Origin of the sequence: Paenibacillus nicotianae, from assembly GCF_042681745.1 — a bacterium.
Taxonomy (GTDB): Bacteria; Bacillota; Bacilli; order Paenibacillales; family Paenibacillaceae; genus Saccharibacillus; species Saccharibacillus nicotianae.
In genome coordinates, this window is sequence record NZ_JBHUGF010000010.1 from 1,643,231 (window position 1) to 1,665,575 (window position 22,345).

Here is a 22,345-nt window from a genome sequence, read left to right on the forward strand (position 1 = left end):
ACTGATGATTTAAATCTATTTTTTAAAATAACAGATCGTGCATCTTGTTAACTCAGAAGCCACATATAAGACCCGTACGGTTCTAGAGTCATCGATTTATTAATATCCGGTGTAGTTATCGTATTCCCGATCAATAAAGTCGCTGCGTGTAATTGGTCGGAGCTATATTGTTGTGTAATATGATCTGGCAACTGAAATACTGCTTGGTCTGCACTAAAATTAGAAATAACGATGATGCGCTCATGTGAATTGCTACGTGTATAAGCAAATATCTGAGAATGAGACTGATCTAATCGCTCATATGTACCATCGGTGAGCACTTCGATTTGCTGACGAAGTGTTATTAATTGACGATAATGATGATAGACAGAAAATGGATCATTGATCTGAGACTGTACATTGATATCCGGGTAACGTTCATCTACTTTGATCCAGGGTGTACCTGTTGTAAATCCTGCATTAGCGCTATTATCCCATTGCATCGGTGTACGTGAATTATCGCGCGAACGTTCACGAATAATATCTAATGCTTCTGTTGCTGACTTGCCTTGCTCTTGCAAAATCCGATACATATTCGTAGACTCTATATCTCGAAATTCATCGATACTTGACCACTGTGGATTAGGCATACCAATTTCTTCACCTTGAAAAATATAAGGAGTTCCTTGTAAACCATGCAAAGTGGTTGCTAATAATTTGGCACTTTCTACGCGATATAGATCATCATTAAGAAAACGAGATAATGCGCGTGGTTGATCATGATTATTGAAAAATAGAGCGTTCCATCCTCCTCCTTGCTGCATTCCTACTTGCCAGTGGGACAATAATGATTTTAATGCTTCAAAATCATACGGCATCAATTCCCATTTCTGACCATTCGGATAATCGACTTTGAGATGGTGAAAATTGAAGGTCATCGAAAATTCTTTTTCCTCTGGATTGGAATAACGTATACAATGCGCAAGTGTTGTCGATGACATTTCCCCTACTGTTACTGCTTGGTAAGGTTCAAATACTTTTTCGTACAACTCTTTTACATACTCGTGTACACGCGGCCCATCGGTATAAAATTTACGACCGTCTCTAATAGCAAGACCACCTTCATCGGTATCTGTTGGAAAATTTTGATCTTTGGAGATCAAATTAATAACATCCATTCGAAATCCGCTAACACCCTTATTTGCCCAAAAAGTTAACAAATCAATCACTTCTTGTCGAACTTTAGGATTTTCCCAATTTAGATCAGCTTGTGTTTTATCAAATAATGTCAAAAAATATTGTCCGCTATGATCATCATATTGCCATGCTGAACCGCCAAATTTGGATTGCCAGTTGTTAGGTACTCCGCCGTCTGGAGCAGGATCACGCCAGATATAATAATGCCGATAAGGGTTGTCTTTGGATTTGCGAGCTTCTTGGAACCAGTAATGTTCTGTTGAAGAATGATTGACTACAATATCCGTCATCAAATACATATCACGGGCTTTAATCTCTGCAATCAATTCTTCCATATCTTCCATCGTTCCATATTGAGGATTGATACGGTAGTAATCAGCAACATCGTAACCGTTATCATTTTGTGGGGATAAGTATACAGGTTGTAACCAGACAATCTCTACACCTAGTTCTTTTAGATAGTCTAACTTTTGAGTAACGCCTTTGATATCGCCTGTTCCTTTGCCTGTCGTATCATTAAAACTTTGAGGATAGACTTGATACACGACCGATTTACGCCACCAGTCCTGTTGAGTTAGTTGTACTGATTGTGTGGATAAAGCATTCATATCACATTTCTCCTTGGATCAGATTGCTATAGATGATTATAATATCGCTTACATTTAACTTGTATATACAGGATTATATTCTTGTATATACAAGTTGTCAACGACTATTTATTTTATACAACTACAGCTCTGTATACCCTCTACAAATAGACATAACAAAAAAGACAATCCTACAGTATATATACCTGTACTATTGCCTTTTTATTGTTTAATGCTATTACAACACAATTGATCATTCATTTGCATTTGATTCCAAAATTAGTATATTACATCTCATCATATTGAGCATTAGAAGCGTTATTTTTGCGGAAAATATCATAGATTTCGGCTCCACGTCCTGTAGATTCATCAACCAATACCAATATAGCTCCTTCATTCACCCGCTCATCATAATGACGGGCATCTTCTTCAGGCACTCCGTATCCTACTAATCCACCAGCAAGACCGCCTGCACCGGCTCCTACAATCGCACCTGTAAAAGTAGCCGCTATAGGCCCTGCTGCTAAGATGGGACCGATACCCGGAATAGTTAATGCGCCTAACCCAATAAGTAGACCTGCTACACCACCGAGCACTCCACCTGTCGCTGCACCGGAAGCCATGCCTTCTGCTGTATCTATATTGGTCTCATGTTCGATGCGTTCGATCTCTTCATGATCTTTAGCAATTACCGAAATATCCTGTTCGGTAAACCCAGCCGCTTTCAAATCTTCTAATGTACGACTAACTTGAACTTCGTTATCAAATACACCAACAATTTTGTCTAACACTTTATCGTTTTGATCCATGTATAATCATCCTTTAATGAGCGAATTTTAAATATGTAGAATAGTAACTTCTTTGTTTATTTGATAAGAAGGTATGGAGATATTTTAAACATAACCTACTTTCACTAAACATTTCTCTATAACCCATCACTAACCTTACATGTGTAAACGCATACAACTAACATTATTAATTTATATTTATTTTGTCAGCGTTCTATTTCTGAGAAAATTATTTATTTGTATGTTTATCGTGAAATTCACTGCTTGTATGACAGCAAATTTTACATACTTCTTGATCTTTTTAGGTGATAGATTGATTCTTTCTATATCTTAAAAAGCCTGTACTGACAAGGAATATCCGCGTTTTTGTTATTCACTTCATGATTCACATATTTACGCTCTAACCCTTATCTTTCTACAATAAGACTATACACATAGCGGTACACCACTTCTTTATTATTCTACTGTTCCACAAGAAAGGAGGACTATGATGCAAAGAAATGTATCGAATACCGTTCATACAGATTCTATTTCTGAAGTGAATGTAGCTGATCGGCGCAAGTCTCTTTGGAAAAGAATCACACGCAATTGGGAATTGTACATCTTAATAGCACCTGCGTTTTTGTACTTTCTTATCTTTCATTATGGACCTATGTATGGCATTCAAATTGCTTTCAAAAACTTTCTACCTGCACGCGGTATCGCTGATAGTCCCTGGGTAGGTTTTACACATTTCAAACGTTTTTTTGAATCTTATTATTTCTGGGATTTATTATGGAATACATTAAGTATATCGTTATACGAATTAGCTGTTGGTTTTCCTTTACCTATTTTATTAGCGCTCGCTTTTAATGAGATCAAAAATGGATTTTTTAAACGTACTGTCCAAACAGTCACGTATGCTCCTCATTTTATCTCGGTTGTAGTTATGGCGGGGATTATTATTACCTTTCTTTCTCCTTCTACAGGAATCATTATCAAATTTATAGAATGGGCAGGCTTTAGTGCTCCTAATCTGCTGACCGATCCTGCATGGTTCAAAACGATGTACGTCTTATCCGGTGTCTGGCAAAGTACAGGCTGGGGTACGATTATTTACCTTGCTGCCCTTTCAGCGGTTGATCCACAGCTTCATGAAGCCGCTATTATGGATGGTGCAAGCCGTTTTCGACGGATTATTAGTATCAATATTCCTACCATCATTCCTACGATTACAATTTTGTTGATTTTGAGCATCGGTAGTATTTTGGGCGTAGGTTTTGAAAAGATTTTGTTATTGCAAAATGCGCTTAATATGAGCTCTTCTGATGTTATTGATACGTTTGTATATCGTACCGGTCTGATCAACGTACAGTACAGCTTCTCGACGGCTGTTGGTCTATTTAACTCGGCGGTTAATGCAATTCTATTGATTACTGTAAATCAGATTGCTCGTCGGACAACGGAACATAGTCTATGGTAATACAAATACATGTGAAGCTTACCTATAACGTATTAAGGAGGGATGATCTATGGCGGCTGTGATCAAAGAAACCAAAACAGATCGTTTGTTTCTGATTTGCAACTATCTGTATGTGACGATTGCTTTTGCCCTTGTACTCTATCCGGTTATTTACATTTTAAGTGCTTCGATCAGTACACCTTCTTACGTTAATTCAGGCGAGATGTGGCTATTGCCCAAAGGAATTACATTTGAAGGATATGTTCGTGTTTTTGAAAATAGTAAAATCTGGGTCGGTTATGGAAATACCATTTTGTATACGATTGTCGGTACTGCTATCAATCTACTGGTGACGTTACCTGCGGCGTATGCACTCAGTCGTAAAGATTTTGTTGGACGAGGCTTTTTTATGGGAATGTTTCTGGTAACGATGTTTTTTAGCGGCGGTCTTATCCCTACCTATCTTGTCGTCAAACAATTAGGTTTGGTGAACTCGATGTGGGCATTAATCTTACCCGGTGCGGCTTCGGTCTGGAACATTATTGTAGCGCGGACATTTTTTCAATCCACGATTCCGATTGAACTGCAAGAAGCGGCTCATATGGATGGATGTACTAATTTAAGATTATTTTTAAAAATCGTTGTTCCGTTATCGACACCTATTATTGCAGTAATGGCTTTATTCTATGGTGTAGGTCACTGGAATAGTTATTTTAACGCTTTAGTCTATTTAAACGATCAATCCAAATATCCACTGCAAATGGTATTGCGTCAGATTCTTGTTTTGCAAGAAATGTCTACCTCTGCACAAGGCGCAGCCACAAGCGGTGAAGCTGCAATGGCGATGAATGCCAAAGCAGATATGGCGGCTCTTCTAAAATATGCAGTTATTATTGTTGCTACATTGCCGATCATTGCTGTCTATCCTTTTGTTCAGCGTTATTTTGTTCAAGGCGTTATGATAGGATCAGTCAAAGGGTAAGCGCTTACGATTGAATTTATGAAGGAGGATTATTATGACAAACCTATCTCCATTTCGATTCCGTTCTACTTTGGTACGCAAAACCAGTGTTGTAGCCTTATCCTTAGTATTAGGAAGTACTCTACTGGCTGGCTGTTCGGGTGGTAAAGCAGAAGAAGCAGCCCAATCGAACTCGGCGGCAAATGTAAGTAAAGAAGGATTCCCTATCGTCAAAGAAAAGATTACTTTATCGATGATGGGCCCTGATGTTGGACTACAGAACTGGAAAGACATGCCTGCTTTTCAAGAAATGGAAAAGTTAACAAATGTATCGTTCACTTTTGAAAATCCACCATTGGATAGCTTTGAAACGAAAAAGAATCTTGTATTTGCCAGTGGTGAGTATCCAGATATTTTCTATGCTTCTTCTCTTACTCAAGCAGACGAAGTGAATTATGGAAATCAAGGTATTTTAATTCCACTGGAAGGCTTGATCGATAATTATGCACCAAATCTCAAAAAAATTATGGATGAAGACCCGTCTATTCGTAAATCGATCACTACACCGGATGGTCATATTTACTCCTTACCGGTTATTAATCAGCAAAGTATCTGGTATCGTAGTCCGATGTGGTATAACGGAGATTTCTTGGAAGCACTCAACGTCAAAGATCTGCCAACGACTACAGAAGGATTATACGATCTGCTAGTTCGTTTCCGCGATGAAGATCCAAATGGCAATGGTAAAAAAGATGAAATTCCTTTAGCTTCTGTCAAATTAGATGATATTCGTTCATGGTTATTGGGTGCTTGGGGTATCTATGGAGAAGATATCTATAATGATGCGAACGGCAAAGTACATTTTGCTCGCACCGAAGATGGTTATCGTGAATTTTTAACGTATATGAATCGTTTGTGGAATGAAAATCTGTTAGATCATGAAACGTTCTCGCAAACGCCTGATCAGAAAAAAGCAAAAGGTGCTAACAATCAGCTAGGTCTTTTCCAAGATTGGCACGCTTATTTCACTCATGGCGGGAAACCAACTACCAAAGACCCGATGTTTGTTCCTGTTAAAAGTGATGCTGTAGACAAACCGGCTGTTGCTATTCATCCTGGGCTTTCTACCGGATCATTTGCGATTACAGAAAGCAACCCTTCACCAGAAGCTTCAATGCGCTGGGTAGATTATATGTATAGCTATGAAGGTGCAATGTTGTTCGATAAAGGCCCTGAAGGTCTCATGTACGAAACGGTTAACGAGAAAGACCATACCAAGAAATGGAAAGAGCTACCAAGTCAGTACAATAGTCGTGAAGATTACCGTGGAACATTAACACCGAACTATGGTACTCCAGCGCCTACTTTATTAAGCCCAGATTTGCAAAAAGGATTAAAAGAAGAATTTGATACATGGGTAGACAAGCAAAATGATGAGAAAATTCTTGCTTATGATCCACAGCCACCATTCCCTATTCTATATCTTACACAAGAAGAACAGGCTGAAATTTCAAGTCTACGTGCAGATATGGATACGTATATTGAGCAAATGGAAGCCAAATTTGTCACCGGACAAGAGCCATTAACCGGTTGGGATACGTATCTAGCAACAATCAAGCAAATGGGTGGAGATCGCATTATCGAGATTTACCAGGTAGCATATGATCGCTGGAAATCAAGTTAACTATGTAAAGCGGTACACAGTACAACCACTTCAGGGTTGTGATATATGTGTAACCGTAGAAATGTAATTCTAAAAAAGACCTCTTTCCGCTAAATATAGCGATTGAGGTCTTTTTTCATGGTACAAACGATATTGATCTTGATTAGCCTGTACTATTGTTAATCGGTAGATTATGATCTTCATTTTGCAGACTTTGCTTACGGTATTGTCCCGGTGTACAGCCTGTTTCTTTTTTAAATTTACGAATAAAATTAGCTGTATCCAGATATCCTACACGCAAAATAATATCTTTCAGTGGATCGTTAGTATCATTCATCTGCCGGATCACTTCATCCATACGTAATTGCCACACATATTGAGAAAACGTATGCCCTGTTTTTTCTTTAAATGTGCGACTGAGATACGAACTAGAAATCGAAAATTGTTGAGCGACTCCTTCTAGACTTAGTGCATAATCACAATACTGTTCTTTGACATAAGCAAGCACTTGATCCATCATCGATAATTGCTTGGTTTCTTCTTTGTGTTCTGCACAGGTACAGATGCGTGCAATCAACAGATGCAGTTGCTCTTCTAACTCTTCGGTTCGTTCAAAAGAAGCCAGCTTCGGCATATCGCGTATACTTCGTATTAATCCGACTTCTGAAGCCGCTTTGAGCACTGTATTTAGTAGATCAAATAAAACACAGCGCATCAATGAAAGAGGTAAAGCTTGTGAGCGTACATCTGCTACAATCGTCTGCACCATATGAGAAGCAACCATAATATTCCCTTGCTTCAAGCTTTGCGATAATTTTAATAACGATTCATTTGTAATCCAATAATGTTCACCTGACGGGCGATCCGCTTCACTATTTAATTGATCAAAGTATGTGACACTATGCTGGGTATCCGTTAATCGATATTCCATCGCTGTTGCCGCTTCGATAAAAGATTGATTTAACTCATCTAAGCTCTCGTAACTTGTCCCTACCCCTACTGTTGGCAACGTATAATAATGTTCAAATACAATTTCTCTGACGGCTTCTACAATCTGCTTCATTTGTTGCTGACGCTCTACTGCTTCAATCTGATGCCAGCATACTGCCAGAGCTAACCGATTCCCTGATGAGTAATCTATACCGTAAATATGCGCATTTAAATGAGGAAGATCGATTTCCGCCAAAATATCCGGTAAAAACAAATACGGGTCTAGTAATTTCTCCAAACGCTGGGTCTCAGCAATATCTATATCTGTAGTTTGTAAAGTCTCTGTATTTCTTGCTGCCGATAACATATCACTGGCTACTATCATGACAAAATAATGATGATGATCTGCTTCTAGTCCCAGATTGTCTATAACACGTATCGTCTCTGGATCGTCTGGCTTGCCATGCTTCATTAACAACAGTAAGCACTGGTGACGCACATACGGTTCCTGCATATCCATCTGATATCGATAATCATGCAATGTGTTTTTGATCCATGTCCATTCATTAGAAGTTGTACTAGCAACAGAAGAAATTGCCGAATGATTTGCTTTTTCTTTGGCAAATTCGACCAGATCACGTAGCGGATGATACTGTCTACGTGCTAGCAATACAGCGATAGGAATACCCGCCAAAGCAATCAATCCGAACACCAGTATAATCAATGTCTGAATATGAAAAATTCGACTAAAAAATTGATCACTTGGCATCGTAGTGACATATGTCCAACCATTTTGCGCTGAAGTTACTGACACCACAGACTGCGGTTTGCCATTTAGCATCATACTATGAATACCTTCTCCCAATCCTGAAAGCGTATTCAATTCTTGATTTTGCACAGGTTGATCATGGTTATTGACGGTAAGTACCTGACCTGTATTGTCGAAAATATAACTATTGCCTTTAAAATCATTCAAAATCGAATCCATCATTCCGGTCAATTTGGATTCTTCTATCAAATACACTACAGAAGCATACGGATACGCATCAGCAGGCTTGATCGGAACAATATGTAATAACATCGAACGTTGGCGTGAATGAGTACCCAATTGCTCGGTTAAACGAGTCATCGGATAATTAATCTTATTGAGATCATGCGTAATCTGCTCATTTGTCCAATTATTAAATTCATACGTGCGTCCAAAAACCACATTCAAATTGCTTAATCCTTGCGAAGAATAGATCATTGAATCATTATGAAAATAAAGAAATAACTCATCGATAATCGAACTGTTGGCTCGATATTGAGCCAGTGTATTAATCGCTTCACGACTATAGTAAGGATGCTTCACCATGTAAGAAGTAAGATTGTTGTCGTAACTGATTCGAGCGGCAATATCGCTTAACTCTTTCATTCGTCCATCAATCGTCATTCGTACCTGACTTAGCTGATTCACATTCGACTGCTCTATTTCAGTGCGTAGACTTTTTACAGCACTTTGATAGACCAGAACGGTAATCAAAATGAGAGGAATCAGAAAAATAAGTAAATAAGACAACATATAACTCCGCAACAACCTTGAACTTGTACGCTTCGGATTCATCTGCTTCCTCCTCACATCAAACGTAATTACGCTATGATCATTGGAACATTAGTATTGAATTTACATGTATTCAACAAATATTGACAAGTTAATTGTAACTTATTTTTTCGGACTGAAAAGGTATTTTTGCGATTTGCTTACAAATTTAGTTCTTTTTGATCATAAAAGAATCATTTATAACGTGTAAAAGATAACATTCTATTTACAATCCTGGTTATGTTTATGCGTCTCTTTTATTTTTGCTATTCCTTTTTATCCATTTTCTGTTATACTGTTGGTGAAATCCCGAACAGAAAGGATGATTCATAATGATGACTATTGAACGTACACCCCATCACACGCCGCATAGAACCTATTTCCAATCGGGAGAAATGAACGGATAACGTAAACAAGCTCCCGATACAACAAAGGAGCTAACTGAATTGAATATTAATGATTATGGATATAACGATTATTTTGCTGCGCACTTTGCAACCTATGAGACGTCCGAACGTCTTATTCCGGCACGTATTAGTGCTGTATTCAAACATGTATACCGCGTCGTCTCGGAAGATGGCGAACACTTAGCCAAACTCAAAACCTCTTCGTTCCGCGATGCTGTACGAGTCGATCGCCCTTCGATTGGTGATTTTGTCGCTCTTGAAAGTCACCCCGGCGATACTTCACTTATCCATCAAGTGTTACCGCGCAAATCGATTATTTTGCGCGATGATCCTGATATAGGTGAACAGGTTGTAGCTGCTAACTTTGATTATTGTCTACTTGTGTGCTCGGCAAATGATGATTTTAATCTGAATCGTATTGAGCGCTATTTGACGATTGCCTGGAATAGCGGAGCACAACCGCTTATTATCGTAACCAAAAGTGATCTAACCGATCAATTGGATCACTATCTTCAACAATTAGAACTTGCTGGCTTTGGTGTGCCTGTCTATCCAGTCGATAGTATTCATGGCGAAGGATTAACCGAATTACAAGCACATTTTGCTGTTGGCGAGACGCTAGTATTGCTCGGTTCTTCTGGTGTCGGTAAATCCTCACTTGTTAACGCGCTGGCAGGTGAATACAAAATGAAAACAAATGCGATTCGTGAAGACGATGCTAAAGGTAAACACACCACGACTCATCGTGAACTGCATTTATTGCACAATGGTATGATCGTGATTGATACTCCCGGAATGCGAAGTCTGGGTATAGGACAAGCTTCGACTGGACTAGAAGAAACGTTTCATGATATCGAATCTCTAGCTGCAAACTGTCGCTTCCATGACTGCGCTCATACACAGGATCAACCAGACTGCGCTGTTCAGCAAGCATTGACCGAAGGCATACTGCCACAAAAACACTATAACAATTGGCTCAAACTCAAAAAAGAATTAGCATACAATGAACGCAAAAATAACGTCACTCAACTGCGCCAGGAAAAACAAAAATGGAAAACATTATCCAAAACCCAAAAACAAAATTCCAAAAACCGCGCAAATCGCTAATACCTATGTAACATGAGATCACACTTTATGATTGCAATGTATACAGGCTTGAATATCATATTTTTTTGTGATCACTCTTTTTTACCACAATTATATATTCTATCCTGCATTTCCGGCTGTCTATTTCTATAGACAGCTCTTTTTTTTATTTTCTACTAACTTTTCTATTTTCTACTAATAGGAATAGTTACAATCCTCTTCCCATTCCCACAATAATTCTACTATATATCACACACGTATCTCATTCTCACCCACCTTCTTATCTCTCTATACCAACTCCACCTGCCCTCCCCACCATGATTTAAATTGCCTCCCTCATCGGAGCGGAGTGAATCAAATAGTTCTGAAAGAGCGAAGCGCTCGCCTTTGCTATGTAATCCCCACCGCAAAGCGGTTATTCAAGGGATTCTATAGCACCAGCGACGACAAGAACAATTTGCTTCACACAGCGTTCCCCTACCTACTCGTATACAATTTAAATCCCCCTTTCTATACATTTTCATTGACTAACCCCCAAGAGAAGCGTAAAATTTATGATTGCGATTATATTGTACGTCGGTGCAAAATTAAAATTTTTATATATAGGGTGATGAATATGTCTACGAGTCCATACCGGATTTTATTATTTTATAAATTTGTCAAAATTGATGATCATGAAGCACTTGCCGCAGAGCATTTGAAATATTGCAAAAAGTTAGGAATCAAAGGAAGAATTCTAATCGCACCAGAAGGTATTAATGGTACATTGTCAGGTGATTTTGAGCAGACTGAACAGTATATGCAAGACTTACTAGCAGATCCACGATTTGCTGATACAGTGTTCAAAATAGATGAATCGGAAGAACATGCTTTCAAGAAAATGTTTGTGCGTCCTAAAGATGAATTGGTTACATTCCGCTTTGAAGAAGAATGGGATGCTAGCGAATTTACAGGTAAGCACCTTTCACCGAAAGAATTTTATGAACAACTTCAACAAGAAGATGTAATTGTCTTAGATGGTCGTAACGATTATGAATACGATATCGGTCATTTCCGTGGAGCGATCCGTCCTGATGTAGAATCTTCTCGCGAATTCCCTGAATGGATCAGAGAAAATATGAGTCAGTTTAAAGACAAAAAGATTTTGACATACTGCACAGGTGGCGTACGTTGTGAAAAGCTAACCGGTTTCTTAATGAAAGAAGGCTTTAACGATGTTGCTCAATTAGAAGGCGGTATTGTTACTTACAGCAAAGATCCTGAAGTACAAGGACGATTGTTTGATGGGAAATGTTATGTATTTGACGAACGTATTTCAATTCCGATTAACCATACCGATGAAGATATTATTGTAGGCAAATGCTATCATTGTGAAGCACCAACAGACGATTATATCAACTGCCCGACATGTAACTTGCAACATGTCGTATGCGAGTCTTGCAAAGAAGAACACGAACATTTCTGCTCGGATGCTTGCCGTCAGCAAGTAGCAGTGACAGCTTCTAACTAAATAGATAATACCAAAAAAGCCAATGATCTTTTAAAAGATCATTGGCTTTTTGCTAGATAGATTAAGTTTACATATCATTTTTTGAAGTTCTATGTTCTTATTTCACTATAGCTACCTATCGCTATAGGATACAGAACTCTCATACCTCTATGATCTGTATACATTTGAATCAGCATAGATATGTGAATATACTCATTACTTATAAGCTTATACATCTACACCAGATGACATGCAACCCAATGGTCGCTACCCATATTGCGGAATACAGGAACTTCGTCTTTACAACGTTGTTCTGCAAATGGACACCGGGTATGGAATTTGCAACCCGAAGGTGGATTAGCCGGGCTTGGGATATCCCCTTTTAACACAATCCGTTCACGTTTTAACTTGGGAATAGGAATCGGTACCGCAGATAACAAAGCTTTGGTATATGGATGTAATGGATGACGGAACAATTCATCTCTGGAAGCAGTCTCCACCATCGAACCAAGATACATTACTCCTATACGCGAACATAGATGTTCTACTACACTCAAATCATGCGAAATAAACAGATACGTTAGTCCTTTACTCTCCTGCAAGTCCTTTACTCTCCTGCAAATGACTAAATAGATTAATAATCTGAGCTTGAATCGATACATCCAGTGCTGATACTGGTTCATCAGCAATAATCAGTTCTGGATTTAGTACCAATGCTCGTGCAATTCCAATACGTTGACGTTGACCTCCAGAAAATTCATGTGGAAAACGATCGATATGATAAGATGATAATCCGCATGCAGACAGCACTTCTTTGACGCGATCCCGAATATCAGAAGCAGGTGCTAGACCATGATCTAACAAAGCTTCTCCGATCGCTTCTCCGATCCGTACACGTGGATTAAGCGAACTATACGGGTCTTGAAAAATCAACTGCATTTTGGGACGCAACTGTCGCAATTGTTCCGGTGGCAAATTGTAAATATCTGTTCCTTTAAATCGAACTTCTCCTGCGGTTTTGTCAGTTAACCGAATAGCGGTACGCCCTACTGTGCTTTTCCCGCTACCTGATTCTCCAACCAGACCAAATGTTTCTCCTGGCTGAATCGTAATGCTGATATCATCGACTGCTTTGACCTGTCCTACTGTTCGACTCAGTAGACCGGATTTGATAGGAAAGTATTTTTTGAGATGCTGAATATCAAGTAAGGCTTCAGACATGAACGATAGCCTCCTTTTCGTACAACCAGCAAGCCGTTTTTTGGCCGTTGTCCAGATCACGTAATGGAGGTTCTTGTGTACGACAAATATCCATACAATGCTCGCACCGCTCATGGAAATAACAGGATTTTTGTAATTCTAGCGGATTCGGTACATATCCCGGAATCGAATACAATTCTTTTTGTCGTTGGTTCATAATAGGCTTAGAACGCAGTAATCCTTGTGTATACGGATGACGAGGATTCGCAAATAATTCAACGACTTCGCCTTCTTCTACAATTTTGCCTGAATACATGACGATCACATAATCTGCCATCTCAGCGACCACGCCCAAATCATGTGTAATCAGCAGAATCGACATATCCGATTGACTGCGGAACTCCCGTAACATATCCAAAATCTGTGCTTGAATCGTAACATCAAGCGCTGTTGTGGGTTCATCTGCTATTAATAGCTTGGGATCACAAGAGATAGCGATAGCAATCATAATACGCTGTAACATCCCTCCACTTAATTCATGTGGATATGACTTGGCAATCTGTTCTGGACGGGAAATACCTACCTGTGTAATCAATTCCAATACGCGTTGTTGAGCTTGTTTTTTATTCATCTTTTTATGAATCATCAATGGCTCGCTCATTTGCTCACCGATTGTTAGTACAGGATTGAGTGAAGACATCGGTTCCTGAAAAATCATAGCGATATCGTTACCACGAATACTTCGCAGATGATTTTTACTCAAATTCAATAAATTTTGCCCGTCAAAATCAATTACACCTTCTGCAATCCGTCCGGCAGGTGCTTCGATCAACCCCATCACAGACAGTGCAGTAATACTTTTACCACAACCAGATTCACCGACAATACAGACAATTTCACCGGGGCGAACACGTAGACTAATATCATCGACTGCTTTGACAGTGCCATCATCAGTATCAAAATAGGTGCTTAAATGCTGAATATGCAATAACGAATCGGTACTCATGTTGATTCACCTACCTTTTTTGTTTCGGATCAAGCACGTCTCGCAACCCGTCCCCAAAAATATTAATCGCAATCACTGTTGCAAAAATAGAAAAACCGGGTGGAACCCATAACCATGGACGTTCTTGAAAATCGATCATATTATTTGCTGCATCAATCATATTGCCCCATGTTGGAGTAGGCGGCATAACACCTAACCCGAAAAAGCTTAATACCGATTCACTTAGAATTGCGCCACCGATATTAAGCGTAGCGATAACGATTAATAGTGGCACTAGATTCGGCAATAAATGGTTCAATAACTTACGACGATCACGCAATCCTAACACTATCGTCGCTTGCATAAATTCCCGTTCACGCAAAGACAACAACTGCCCTCTCACCATACGTGCCAGCGAAGGCCATCCTACGAGACTGAGAATAAGCATTACGATATACATGCGGTAATCTGTAGGTACTTTCCATTCTGATAACAAGGCTCCAAAAATAAACAATAACGGTAGACTTGGAATCGTGAGCAATAGATCGGCAATACGCATAATCACTTGATCAACGATTCCCCGATAGTATCCTGCGATAGCACCTAACAATGTGCCGATAAATACAGACAAAAACATTGAAGCAATACCTACGGTTAACGAGATTCTCCCTGCTTGCATCACACGTGTTAATACATCTCGACCTAATTTATCTGTGCCGAGCCAGTGATGAATATTAGGCGCTTTGTTCATCATCGCCATATTCACTTTATTGTCGGTATATGGTGAAAATAAAGGGCCTACAAAACAAAGCAAAAACATAAAAACAACGACTGCGAATCCACCTACAGCTAGTTTGTTTTTTAATAATTTACGAATCGACTGTCGCCATAAAGACGATTTGACAGTCTGGGGTCTATGGGTAGCTACATTTGTCACTTCAGCCTGTATAGATGGCATATGATCCTCCTTATTCTGCTAGATTTTCACACGCGGATCAGCGACATGATACAAAATATCCGATAATAATGTACCGATAACAGTCAATACAGCGATAAACATCGTAAAGCCCATCAACAGCGGGTAATCACGAACAGTAAATGACTGCATATACAATTGACCGATTCCCGGCCAATTGAAAATCCGTTCAATAATCAGCGATCCACCGAACAATGCAGGTAATTCAAATCCGACCAGTGTAATCGCAGGCAATAGTGCATTACGCAAAGCATGAGTAAATAACACTTTGCGCTCACTTAATCCTTTAGCACGAGCAGTACGGATATAATCTTGCTGAATCACATCGATCATATTACTGCGGAAATAACGGGTTAATGATCCTACACCCAGCAATGTCATAACAATCACCGGCAATGTCATATGATGAATAACTTCTTCCAGATAAGCGATTCCTGTAGCATTGCTACCTGTTGTTAACATTCCTCCGGGTGGTAACCATTTAAAATCGACCGCCAGTATTTTAATCAAAAATAATCCAATAAAAAAAGACGGAATCGACATAGCGGCAAATATACCAACCATCACCAGCGTATCAAACCATGAATACTGCTTATACGCTGCAATGACACCAATAATCACAGCAATAAGCCACGTTAGAAATGTAGATACAATCGCTAATAAAAATGAATTCCATACATACTGATTAAATAACGTTAACACCGGTTGTTGCTTATCCAGCGAATAACCAAAATTCCCATGAAACGCATTGTTCATCCAGATCACATAACGTTCTAATAGTGGTTTATTTAACCCGTATAACTCGCGCAATTCCGCTTTGCGTTCAGGGCTTAACTTGATATTACCTGTTATAAAATCTCCGGGAGTTAATGCATACAGGCAAAAGATCAATAACGATGCTGCTAATAAAATAAACAGAGTATACGCTAGACGCTTGATTAAGTAGCTACTCATATGCTCAACTCCTTGTTACCGATTACTTCAAATTCCATTGCGGTACACTGGATGCAATACCGTTAAATGGACTTACGGTCAAATCTTGAATACGTCCGTTATAGGCATACACAACTTTTTTGTAGTTAGTGAAAATGACAGGCAGATCATCATTTAATAATTTGAAAATATCAGCATAGATTTTTTTGCGTTGTTCAATATCGTTGGTAGCTAACGCTTCGTTATACAATTTCACAAATTCAGGATTATCATATCCTTTGATCTCTCCATCCAGAAATTGCACCAATCCATCGGAAGGATCTGTTAACATCGGTGTCGAGAATGAAGCTAGATCATAATCTCCACCTTCCACTTTAGAAGCAAGCGAGTTGAAATCTGCAAATACTTCCGGTTGGAAATCGACACCGATCGCTTTGAAGTTTTCAGTGGCAACAGCGATAAAGATATCGGTTTGTGGGCTTTTGGAACCTAGATAATGTAGAGTCAGCTTTTGACCATCTTTTTCACGAATCCCATCTGCTCCGGCTACCCATCCTGCTTCATCCAGCAATTGATTCGCTTTTTCTGCGCTATAAGCATAAGGATTGATGCCATCGGTGGTGTATGCCCATGAGATCGGAGCCGCAGGAATATTAGCAATTTCCCCTGCACCTTGATTGGCATCTACATAGATACTTTGACGATCCAGTCCGTAAGCAATCGCTTGACGTACTTTTTTGTCTTTCAATGCTTCATGCTCTAGATTGGCTTGTAAAAAGCTATACGTACTCGGCGTATACGGCAAAATATTAACAAATCCCAAACTTTTGAGTTTGTCGATATTTTCTTGAGTAGCGCTAAAGGAAGCAAAATCGATTTCCCCTGTCTCTACATATTGCCATGTATCCCCTTCTGATGTTTTGTAGATAAATTTTTTCGTTTTAGGTGCGCCTTTGAAATAATTCTCATTGGCTGTAAAACGCACTTCTTGCCCTGGAATAAATTTGGTTAAAACATACGGCCCATTGCCAAGTGGAGTCTGATGTAACTTTTTGATATATTCCAGTTCGCCGAATTTATAGTCTTTGCCATAATAGGCTTTGGATAATACATCACTTCCTAGCGTTAACAATGCAGTTGCATTAGGCTTCTCAATCGTTACTGAAATGGTCTGTGGATCAATAACTTTGATGCCTGAGATTGTCGATGCTTTGCCGGCTTTGTATGCTGCTCCACCTACAATCCCTAATGTTGGAATAAGAGAATCGTTGTCGTACGATTTGTCATGCAAAATCGTCCAGGTGAACGCTACATCGTCTGCGGTAAGGGGCGAGCCATCACTAAATTTCAAATTTTTACGCAAATGAAACGTATATGTAAGTTGATCTTTGGACAAATCCCAACTTTCAGCCAGATTAGGAGTCGGTAGTCCTTTATCATCTGTTGTCACTAGCGGCGCATATAGTAGCGAGGACACATTGCCATCATATCCGCTTTGATGGAAATAAGGAGTGAACGCTCCTGCTGGATCGGTTAACGCCATAATAATCGTATCTGTACGTTGCTGAGCAGTAGCAGGTAACTTGGTAAGATCAGGTGCTTTGAATAAACTGGTCAAAGCAGTAGTCTGCTGTGCTGCGGTTGTGCCATTTGCTGCTGAAGAACTGCTATTGTCAGCTCCTCCACTAGAGCATGCTGTAAATAACAAAGAAGCCATAAGCACGCCAGATAGTAAAGTTACACTTTTTTTCATCATACATTCCCCTAATATTTATTATTCCGACCTGTTAACTATGTTATTAGTCGGTAAAGCTATTATAGGAATCTAAAACGGTTCTGTAAAGAGAGAACTTAAAATCATTTCCGAAAAAAGTTAATATCTAACAGTTGAATAGATCATGCTTGCATCACATTCTACTGCTATCTCAAAGCACAGCAAAAAGATCGTTCCTGTTCTAGAAACGATCGAGTAGCATATAGACTTTATCTATTTATCGTTTTCAATAAAATGCATTAACATCTGTTGTAGATGATCAATCGCATAAGTGCGCAGACTATAAACTGTTAGCGTTTCTCCTTGAATATGTGCATGGAGTAAGCCAGCACTACGTAACTTGGTAACATGATCATGCGTAATGCCTTTCGATAATCCTAAATGACGTACAATTTCGATAAAGCTACGTGGCCCATTATACAGATATTTTAATATTTTCAAACGGCTCTGTTCAGCCAGTGCTCGAATAACACGATATTCATAAGGCGGTAATTCAGCAGAATCGCCCAAGTACAATTTAGCAGGATAATGACAGATAACCAATAAATTATAGGCATAAATAATATTAAGCGGTTTGAAGTGATAATGAGGAATAAGAATAAGACGCTTGGGTTCAGTATCCGGTTCAAATATAATCCCATTGGTCAATTCATCTACAAAAGTATCCAGATGATGTTGTTGCTTGAGTATCACTTGTTTCTGTTCATATTCTTGTTGAAGCCCTGTAATAATCTGCTGATCGATCGTCGAAAAGTAATATTCATTCCATTGTTGAAACAAAATCAGTATGCGGCTACGTAAGCGCGCTACACCCTGAACTGGAAGTGATGTATATTCAGAAATGAGTGCTTCTAATTGTTGTACTGTCATCTCTTCTATCCATTGGATAAATTGTTCAGGTGTGTCTTTGCCACAGCAACAGACGAGCAAAACGATCAATCTCCAGTCTGCATCGATTGCAGTCTGAGCCAGACGCTCTGCAAATGCAGAAGGTAAGCGCTCCTCTATCGATTTGGCCCAGGAAGGGTCTAGATCGATTTTTTTATAAGAAGGACGGCAAATATACGTATGCAAGCTGTTAAGACATTCATATAAAGGGTTAAATTGAAGCTCAATCGTATAGGGGATAGACTTGGAAACAGTCAGCGAATCACTCAATACAGACACAACCTTTCTTGGGCGTATTTTATCGTATCCGCGATTACTTTGGCAATCTATTATCCCAATTGCATTTATTCACTGGATACAAGGCATACAACGTAACACTAAGACAAGGCACAACAAAAAGCTGTTTCTTTGATCATCATAGCCTTTACACATGACTACTTTTTCCCAAAGAAACAGCTTCAAGTTAGTACCAGACTGAAATTAAGATAAATGTGTTGCTGAAATAGCGTATTGTTTGGCTTGCTTCAATGCAACAGACGCTGTATTTGCCAAAAATGTAGCTGTACTGCTTAATGCACGTTCATCGACATCAAATGACGGATGATGCCACTCTTGCGGGCCTGACGTACCCACAAAGATAAAGACACCTGGCACTTCTTTTTGATAAAAAGAAAAATCTTCACTTGCCGGTGATACAGCAGGCTCTACTACTTGCAGATCACTTTGTTCGGCTGCGATATGCGCTGCTCCTGTCCACTGCTCATCATTCAGAACAGGAGGTGGGCCGGATAACCATTTTATATGGGCAGATGTGCCAAAAGCATTTGCTACACCTTCCACAATCTGTTCAAATCGAGCTAACACTTGCTCTCGTACCTGTTCATCAAATGTACGGATTGTTCCTTGCAAAACAGCCCGATCAGGAATTACGTTCCATACATGTCCGCTATTTAACTGGGTTACACTAATTACAGCACCTTGTTGAGAGCTAATATTGCGACTGACGATCGATTGTAATGCTGTCACAATATGTGCAGAGACAACAATTGGATCAATACCTGCTTCCGGTACAGCAGCGTGTGTACCGACTCCCGCTACTTCTACAATAAATCCATCTGCTGCTGCCATTAGTGCACCATTTCGAATCCCTACTGTGCCTACAGGTAGATCAGGCTTGTTATGAAGTCCGAAGATCGCTTGTACATCTTCCAGTACTCCACTTGCGATTACTTGCTGAGCTCCTTTGGCTTTTTCCTCAGCAGGTTGAAAAATCAATCGTACTCTTCCTTGCAGTTGATGCTCCTGTTCTTTGAGCAGATAAGCCGCTCCTAGCAAAGAAGCCGTATGAAAATCATGACCACATGCGTGCATGTTACCTTTAATTTCTGAAGCAAAAGGTAATCCTGTCTCTTCTTGTACAGGTAAAGCATCAATATCTGCACGTAGCGCAATGACAGATTCTCCTGTTCCAATCTCTGCGATAATGCCTGTTTTCAGATCAGGAAAAGAAAGAATCTCTATATCTGCCGCTTCTAACAATTGACGGATATAGGCTGTTGTCTGTATTTCTTCCCCTGATAATTCAGGATAACGATGAATATGTCTACGGATATCAGTAAGTTGCTGTTGAAGCCCTTTCGTTAACGGCATGTTATATTACACCTCCAATGAAGCTTCGACCTCTGCCTGAACAAAGGCTTGTTGTAATAATTCAAATGAACGCACACGTTTATGAAAATTCTGAATCACTGTATGCACAACCAATTCTTCGATACCGTATTTCTTACGAATATCGGATAATTGTTGATACACTGACGAAGGAGAACCTTTGACTACTTTGGCTTCTTTCACTTCGATCCGATATTTTTCAGCAGATTGTCTACCAAATTCTTCCGCTTGCTCAATCGTACCTACTGTAAGTACTTTACCACTTTCCAGATGAATCTTAACAGATAAATTCTCACCTGCTAATTGTGCAGCTTCTTCTTCTGTCTCTGCAACAATTATAGACAAAGCAAGAATAACATGTGGTTTCGGATATTCAATCGAAGGAACGAATTGCTCGCGATAATTACGTACAGCCGTAAGAGCCACTTCTTCATCGCCATTGATAAATTGAGAGAATACATAGGGCAATCCTAATGTTGCCGCTACTTCTGCACTGTTGGAACTTGCTCCAAGTACAAATAAATTAGCAGGTTGCGCAGGATTCGGGCTGACATGAATACCGGCTAGCGCATGATCATCTGCGATTCGATTGTAGATATAATTGCGTGTTTCGATAATTTTGTCTGTTAAGCTTAAAGAACTTGACGGCTGGTCTCCTTGTAAAGCACGTGTTGATCGTGGTAAGCCTCCTGGAGCACGCCCTATTCCTAATTCTACTCTGCCTGGTGCAAGTGTAGATAATACATTAAAATTCTCAGCAACTTTGTACGGGCTATAATGTTGTAACATGACTCCACCTGAGCCAATTGTGATTTTTTTCGTTTTGGCGAGCAAATACGAGATTAAGACTTCCGGTGAAGAACCAGCTACATGAGCAGAATCATGATGCTCGGATACCCAGAACCGACGATAACCCAATTCTTCAGCAATTTGAGCAAGCTCTATCGTATGTCGAAAAGCATCTTCTGCGGTTTCTCCTGCAAATTGTGGGCTTTGATCCAAAATACCTATCGGAATACTCATTTTCTGTTCCTCCCTTAATCGATGTGTACTGCTATTTTTCAAATAGAATACATAGCTTGCGGTGTAATACGGCTTAAAAATTGACGGGTACGTTCTTCTTTGGGACGTTGAAAAATCTCTTCCGGCGTTCCTTCTTCAACAACGACTCCACCGTCCATAAATACCACATGATTCGCAACATCTCTGGCAAAATCCATTTCGTGAGTTACGACGATCATTGTGATTCCTTCTTTCGCTATTTTGCGAATAACACTTAACACTTCACCGACCAGTTCTGGATCAAGTGCTGAAGTCGGTTCATCAAAAAGGATCACTTCTGGATTCAAAGCCAGTGCTCTAGCGATGCCAACACGTTGCTGTTGCCCACCGGATAGCTGACTCGGATAATGATCTAATTTAGTCCCAAGCCCTACTTTTTCAAGTACCTGTACACTGATCTCGCGTGCTTTATCTTTAGGAATTTTACGAACAATGGTTAATCCTTCCATCACATTTTCCAGTGCTGTTTTATGCTTGAATAGATTATATTGTTGAAAAACCATCGCTGTCTGTTGACGTAGCGCATGGATTTCTTTTTTAGTAGGATGCTTGGTATCGACATGTAGATCACCGATCGTAATCTGTCCTGCATCCGGCTTTTCCAAATAATTAATACAGCGTAGTAGCGTTGTTTTACCGGAACCACTTGGGCCTAGAATAACGACTACTTCCCCTTTTTTCACTTGCAGATCAATATGATGAAGCACTTCATGTTTGCCAAATGACTTCGATATTTGTTCCAGTTGAATCAT

Annotated in this window: 15 protein-coding genes and 2 pseudogenes; 5 read left to right on the forward strand and 12 right to left on the reverse strand. The window is 39.6% G+C overall.

What is annotated here, in order from left to right; all coding sequences use genetic code 11:
• Nucleotides 1-47: 47 nt before the first annotated feature.
• Entirely contained in the window at nucleotides 48-1,784 is a 1,737-nt protein-coding gene (treC, locus tag ACFSGI_RS11310) for an alpha,alpha-phosphotrehalase (RefSeq protein WP_204824230.1), read from the reverse strand.
• Nucleotides 1,785-2,068: 284 nt separating this feature from the next.
• Nucleotides 2,069-2,572: pseudogene (locus tag ACFSGI_RS11315) on the reverse strand (general stress protein); the annotation flags it as partial.
• Between the two features lie 469 nt (nucleotides 2,573-3,041).
• Here ACFSGI_RS11315 and ACFSGI_RS11320 point away from each other — a divergent pair.
• The 3 genes from ACFSGI_RS11320 to ACFSGI_RS11330 are packed head-to-tail and all read left to right on the forward strand — an operon-like array spanning nucleotide 3,042 to nucleotide 6,637.
• A complete protein-coding gene (locus ACFSGI_RS11320; protein WP_204824232.1) occupies nucleotides 3,042-4,013 on the forward strand; it encodes an ABC transporter permease in 972 nt (323 codons plus the stop codon).
• 49 nt (nucleotides 4,014-4,062) lie between these two features.
• The gene (locus ACFSGI_RS11325) at nucleotides 4,063-4,974 is read left to right on the forward strand and encodes a carbohydrate ABC transporter permease (RefSeq protein WP_204824233.1); all 912 of its coding nucleotides are present in this window, start codon (nucleotides 4,063-4,065) and stop codon (nucleotides 4,972-4,974) included.
• Between the two features lie 34 nt (nucleotides 4,975-5,008).
• The gene (locus tag ACFSGI_RS11330; protein WP_204824234.1) at nucleotides 5,009-6,637 is read left to right on the forward strand and encodes a type 2 periplasmic-binding domain-containing protein; all 1,629 of its coding nucleotides are present in this window, start codon (nucleotides 5,009-5,011) and stop codon (nucleotides 6,635-6,637) included.
• Nucleotides 6,638-6,779: 142 nt separating this feature from the next.
• Here the strand turns inward: ACFSGI_RS11330 and ACFSGI_RS11335 are convergent, their stop codons facing one another.
• Nucleotides 6,780-9,149: an AraC family transcriptional regulator gene (locus tag ACFSGI_RS11335; protein ID WP_204824235.1), complete on the reverse strand. Its 2,370-nt coding sequence runs from the start codon at nucleotides 9,147-9,149 to the stop codon at nucleotides 6,780-6,782.
• Nucleotides 9,150-9,571: 422 nt separating this feature from the next.
• Here ACFSGI_RS11335 and rsgA point away from each other — a divergent pair, with 422 nt between their 5' ends.
• Nucleotides 9,572-10,639, forward strand: coding sequence for a ribosome small subunit-dependent GTPase A (gene rsgA / locus ACFSGI_RS11340; RefSeq protein WP_204824236.1), 1,068 nt, complete (start codon nucleotides 9,572-9,574; stop codon nucleotides 10,637-10,639).
• A 595-nt stretch (nucleotides 10,640-11,234) separates the two neighbouring features.
• Nucleotides 11,235-12,128, forward strand: a complete 894-nt coding sequence (gene trhO / locus ACFSGI_RS11345) for an oxygen-dependent tRNA uridine(34) hydroxylase TrhO (RefSeq protein WP_204824237.1) — start codon at nucleotides 11,235-11,237, stop codon at nucleotides 12,126-12,128.
• Nucleotides 12,129-12,343: 215 nt separating this feature from the next.
• Here the strand turns inward: trhO and ACFSGI_RS11350 are convergent.
• From ACFSGI_RS11350 to ACFSGI_RS11390, 9 genes and pseudogenes are all read right to left on the reverse strand, one after another.
• Nucleotides 12,344-13,328: pseudogene (locus ACFSGI_RS11350) on the reverse strand (ABC transporter ATP-binding protein).
• The gene (locus ACFSGI_RS11355; protein ID WP_204824238.1) at nucleotides 13,321-14,313 is read right to left on the reverse strand and encodes an ABC transporter ATP-binding protein; all 993 of its coding nucleotides are present in this window, start codon (nucleotides 14,311-14,313) and stop codon (nucleotides 13,321-13,323) included. The pseudogene ACFSGI_RS11350 and the gene ACFSGI_RS11355 overlap by 8 nt, the downstream one beginning before the upstream one ends.
• 10 nt (nucleotides 14,314-14,323) lie before the next feature.
• On the reverse strand, nucleotides 14,324-15,250 hold the full coding sequence (opp4C, locus tag ACFSGI_RS11360) for an oligopeptide ABC transporter permease (RefSeq protein ID WP_204824239.1): 927 nt from the start codon (nucleotides 15,248-15,250) through the stop codon (nucleotides 14,324-14,326).
• A gap of 18 nt (nucleotides 15,251-15,268) precedes the next feature.
• Nucleotides 15,269-16,222, reverse strand: a complete 954-nt coding sequence (locus ACFSGI_RS11365) for an ABC transporter permease (protein WP_204824240.1) — start codon at nucleotides 16,220-16,222, stop codon at nucleotides 15,269-15,271.
• A gap of 22 nt (nucleotides 16,223-16,244) precedes the next feature.
• Complete coding sequence (locus ACFSGI_RS11370) at nucleotides 16,245-17,954, reverse strand: ABC transporter substrate-binding protein (RefSeq protein WP_204824241.1); 1,710 nt, start codon at nucleotides 17,952-17,954, stop codon at nucleotides 16,245-16,247.
• Nucleotides 17,955-18,188: 234 nt separating this feature from the next.
• Complete coding sequence (locus ACFSGI_RS11375) at nucleotides 18,189-19,133, reverse strand: ArsR/SmtB family transcription factor (RefSeq protein ID WP_204824242.1); 945 nt, start codon at nucleotides 19,131-19,133, stop codon at nucleotides 18,189-18,191.
• Between the two features lie 210 nt (nucleotides 19,134-19,343).
• Nucleotides 19,344-20,513: an amidohydrolase gene (locus ACFSGI_RS11380; protein ID WP_204824243.1), complete on the reverse strand. Its 1,170-nt coding sequence runs from the start codon at nucleotides 20,511-20,513 to the stop codon at nucleotides 19,344-19,346.
• A 6-nt stretch (nucleotides 20,514-20,519) separates the two neighbouring features.
• Nucleotides 20,520-21,554: an LLM class flavin-dependent oxidoreductase gene (locus ACFSGI_RS11385; protein WP_204824244.1), complete on the reverse strand. Its 1,035-nt coding sequence runs from the start codon at nucleotides 21,552-21,554 to the stop codon at nucleotides 20,520-20,522.
• Between the two features lie 38 nt (nucleotides 21,555-21,592).
• On the reverse strand, nucleotides 21,593-22,345 hold the full coding sequence (locus ACFSGI_RS11390) for an amino acid ABC transporter ATP-binding protein (RefSeq protein ID WP_204824245.1): 753 nt from the start codon (nucleotides 22,343-22,345) through the stop codon (nucleotides 21,593-21,595).

What these genes read in the sequence shown, in the direction of transcription:
- treC (WP_204824230.1), bottom strand. Translation starts at nt 1,784, where the DNA reads ATGAATGCTTTATCCACACAATCAGTACAACTAACTCAACAGGACTGG.
- ACFSGI_RS11320 (WP_204824232.1), top strand. Translation starts at nt 3,042, where the DNA reads ATGCAAAGAAATGTATCGAATACCGTTCATACAGATTCTATTTCTGAA.
- ACFSGI_RS11325 (WP_204824233.1), top strand. Translation starts at nt 4,063, where the DNA reads ATGGCGGCTGTGATCAAAGAAACCAAAACAGATCGTTTGTTTCTGATT.
- ACFSGI_RS11330 (WP_204824234.1), top strand. Translation starts at nt 5,009, where the DNA reads ATGACAAACCTATCTCCATTTCGATTCCGTTCTACTTTGGTACGCAAA.
- ACFSGI_RS11335 (WP_204824235.1), bottom strand. Translation starts at nt 9,149, where the DNA reads ATGAATCCGAAGCGTACAAGTTCAAGGTTGTTGCGGAGTTATATGTTG.
- trhO (WP_204824237.1), top strand. Translation starts at nt 11,235, where the DNA reads ATGTCTACGAGTCCATACCGGATTTTATTATTTTATAAATTTGTCAAA.
- ACFSGI_RS11355 (WP_204824238.1), bottom strand. Translation starts at nt 14,313, where the DNA reads ATGAGTACCGATTCGTTATTGCATATTCAGCATTTAAGCACCTATTTT.
- opp4C (WP_204824239.1), bottom strand. Translation starts at nt 15,250, where the DNA reads ATGCCATCTATACAGGCTGAAGTGACAAATGTAGCTACCCATAGACCC.
- ACFSGI_RS11365 (WP_204824240.1), bottom strand. Translation starts at nt 16,222, where the DNA reads ATGAGTAGCTACTTAATCAAGCGTCTAGCGTATACTCTGTTTATTTTA.
- ACFSGI_RS11370 (WP_204824241.1), bottom strand. Translation starts at nt 17,954, where the DNA reads ATGAAAAAAAGTGTAACTTTACTATCTGGCGTGCTTATGGCTTCTTTG.
- ACFSGI_RS11380 (WP_204824243.1), bottom strand. Translation starts at nt 20,513, where the DNA reads ATGCCGTTAACGAAAGGGCTTCAACAGCAACTTACTGATATCCGTAGA.
- ACFSGI_RS11385 (WP_204824244.1), bottom strand. Translation starts at nt 21,554, where the DNA reads ATGAGTATTCCGATAGGTATTTTGGATCAAAGCCCACAATTTGCAGGA.
- ACFSGI_RS11390 (WP_204824245.1), bottom strand. Translation starts at nt 22,345, where the DNA reads ATGATTCAACTGGAACAAATATCGAAGTCATTTGGCAAACATGAAGTG.